This window comes from Treponema zioleckii, from assembly GCF_014737315.1.
GTDB classification, from domain to species: domain Bacteria; phylum Spirochaetota; class Spirochaetia; order Treponematales; family Treponemataceae; genus Treponema_D; species Treponema_D zioleckii.
The window spans coordinates 1-2,974 of the sequence record NZ_JPUF01000126.1; the positions used below are offsets into that span (position 1 = coordinate 1).

The 2,974-nt window shown below is 35.5% G+C and carries 5 protein-coding genes; all 5 read left to right on the forward strand.

Annotation, left to right across the window (positions count from 1 at the left end):
• Positions 1-691: hypothetical protein (locus JI65_RS16700; protein WP_191018297.1), on the forward strand; the 691-nt coding region annotated here is incomplete at its 5' end.
• Positions 692-819: 128 nt separating this feature from the next.
• Positions 820-1,017 carry a hypothetical protein gene (locus JI65_RS16705; RefSeq protein WP_191018298.1) on the forward strand — a complete coding sequence of 66 codons (198 nt, stop codon included), beginning with the start codon at positions 820-822 and terminating at the stop codon, positions 1,015-1,017.
• Positions 1,014-1,415, forward strand: a complete 402-nt coding sequence (gene vapC / locus JI65_RS16710; RefSeq protein WP_191018299.1) for a type II toxin-antitoxin system VapC family toxin — start codon at positions 1,014-1,016, stop codon at positions 1,413-1,415. The genes JI65_RS16705 and vapC overlap by 4 nt, the downstream gene beginning before the upstream one ends.
• A gap of 104 nt (positions 1,416-1,519) precedes the next feature.
• On the forward strand, positions 1,520-2,659 hold the full coding sequence (locus tag JI65_RS16715; RefSeq protein ID WP_191018300.1) for an SH3 domain-containing protein: 1,140 nt from the start codon (positions 1,520-1,522) through the stop codon (positions 2,657-2,659).
• A 101-nt stretch (positions 2,660-2,760) separates the two neighbouring features.
• Positions 2,761-2,974: SH3 domain-containing protein (locus JI65_RS16720; protein ID WP_191018301.1), on the forward strand; the 214-nt coding region annotated here is incomplete at its 3' end.

Genomic DNA, 2,974 nt, shown 5'->3' on the forward strand with positions numbered 1-2,974 from the left:
TCAGTTCAAGTGGAAAGACGACGTGGCGGAGTTCGGATGGGTGTTCGGTGCGTATCTTTCAAAAGACCCTTCTGTCATTTTTGCAGTTCCGAAAACAAAAGAACAGCTGGATTTCTTTTTGCGCTCACGACTTATTTCATCGTCTAAGTTCACGTTTATGGATGAAAATATTTCTGTTATGATTAATGAAAATGTCATAGAATTTAAGGAATCTGCAAATGCACAGTGGGGCAATTATATAAAAATACTTTCTGAAAATAAATTTGAATATGATTGTTCTGCGACTCTAATCAATGAAGACCCATATAAAGAAAATTTAATTTTTACTATTATAAGTGGCACAGAAAACACTTTCAGGACAAAAGTTTCGGGCAAAAATTTTGAAACTTTTTGTACATGGGAATGTAAAGAATATAGCAGAGGCATCTGTGAGCAGTTGTATTTTACATCTTCGAGTTTATATTTTATAAGCTTCTTTTCAAAAATCGATGAAATATTCAGCGGGTATACGCGTAAAGTTGATTGTGATTTTAAGAATTCTAAAAATATCGAGCTTACAAAAGCTGAACTAATCGATGAGCTTATAAAATCTGGAGTTTCCGCAAAAGACACGAAATACGAACAGCAGTACCACGACTATTGGAATCCTATTATGAAGCAGCACCAGAAAAAAGCCGACGAGATGAAATAAAATAAGGAAGCGTTTGCATTTAAACTTAGTCAAGAAATCAGTTCAATCCTGATTTTTTCATATAGATTACTCGATTTTAAAGCAAAAAATTCAAAAATATGCTATAATCATTCTAATGGAGGTCTATCATGGTTGCAGAAGCTTTGAAAGAAAAGGTCATGGATTATTTTACGGTGCTTGATGATGAGCAGGCTCAGATGGTCATCTCATATATAGAAACAATAGATTTCTCACAGAAAAATAAGCAGAGAAGCCTTGCGGACTTGAAAGGAAAAATCCATTTTGCCGACGGCTATGACTACAAGGCTATGAGGTGCACTCAATGATTCTTGTTGATACATCCGTACTGATAAACTTCTTCCGTGGCAGGGAAACCGCAGGAACAAAATACCTGGAAAACTTAATCAATGAAGAAGAGCCGTTCTGTATCAATGAGTTTATTTATCAGGAACTCCTGCAAGGTTCAAAAGACGAAAAAGAATTCTCCACGCTGAAATCATATCTAAGCGAAATTCCTTTGTACTCCTTAAAACTTGGCATCCAGTCTTATGAAAATGCCGCGAGCCTCAATTTTAGATGCCGAAGAAAAGGCGTTACAATCCGCAGTACAGTTGACTTGCTTATTGCCGAGACTGCGATAGAAAATAACATTCTCCTGCTCCACGATGATGAAGATTTTGTAAATATGGCTCGTGTCATTACAGAATTGAAACTCGCTATATAGAATCACATAACAAAAGTTCAAAGCCGACAAACCGGTCAAGCCGCGCCACCGTTTAAGCGATTGTTATGTGGCCGCCCGCACTGGGGCGCTTTTTGAGAGAAAGAATGAAAAAATTATATTGTTTATTAGTTACTGCATTTCTTGCACTGACTGTATTTGCAGAAGATGGCTATAAATGCAATCCTACTTATGAAGTTTATAGAGATACTTGTTATTATCAAATGACTAATGGAAAATATATTACAAGGGATACTGATTCTGTAATTAAAAAGGGGACTGAAATTTCAGGCCAAACAAGTTATTGGTACTTGAAAGACCCTAAAGCTTCAAATCGATTGAGTCCCTATATTGATCCTTATGATTTAAAAATAAAAGGTTCTGATGTCTTTGATGATTACGTTTTAAGCTCTTTTGATTGGAGAAATAAATCAAGCCGCTGGATTCCAGTTTGGTATATGGAGGCATTAATTCAGAAAAAACGGGAAGTTATTGCTATGGCTGAACCAGGTCGTCTTATACAGGATAATGATTTTTTACCTGTTGATGTTCATTGGTATGATTATTACAAAACAGCAGCTTTTCTACAGATAACAAATACAGGTTTTTATTTTAATACTCCTTTAATTTCAATAAATGGATTCGCCTTTGAAAAACTCAAGAAGGTAAACGAACACACCTATATTGCAAAAGTTTATCCGATGGAAGGTGAAAGTAATGAAAGAATATCATGGATTCCTTATGCAGAAAATCTTCCAGAGCTAAAAGATGGAAAATCATTTGAAGTACGCTTTGAAATAAACGGTTCATCAATGAAGATTTACAATAATAAGACAAATAAAATATTGTTTGATTTAATCCAACTTCCTTTTGATTTAGCTAATGATGCTCTAAATTTCTTTATAGAAACGAATGCCATAGTTGAAACGCTTACTGTCCCAGATGAGTATACAAATCGTAGAGAAGAAGATAAGTTTAAATTGGACAGAAGTCTGGCAAAAAATAAATTTATGCTTGTAAACGAAAATTTGAAATTACGCAATGGTGAAAAAACTTCTTCAGATTTAATAACTGTTATGGCAACTGGTTCCTGGGTAAAAATCCTGGCAATTGGAAAAAAAGAAACAATAAATGGCATAACATCAAACTGGGTTAAAGTATCAACTGTTAGAAATTCTGTAGATGCAGATGGTAATAAAATTCCATCCGGGACTGTCGGTTGGTGCTACGGCGGGTATCTGGAATGAAATATCACATAACAAAGCTTTAAAGCGAATGTCGCGATCAAGCCGCGCCACCGTTTAAGCAATTGTTATGTGGACGCCCGCACTGGGGCGCAAGGAAGAAAATGAAAAAGTTATTATCAGAATTATTTATTCTTATATTTTTAGGTACAGTAATCTTTGCAGAAACAGGAACCGTTTTGGATGATAGGGTTCGTGTGAGATCTGCACCGTCCTTGAAATATTCTACTGTCGTTGGAGTAGTGAACAAAGGTGACAGATTAGAAGTCGATGCTAAAACTGAAGAATTTGATAACATTGACGGTTTTTCAGAACCTT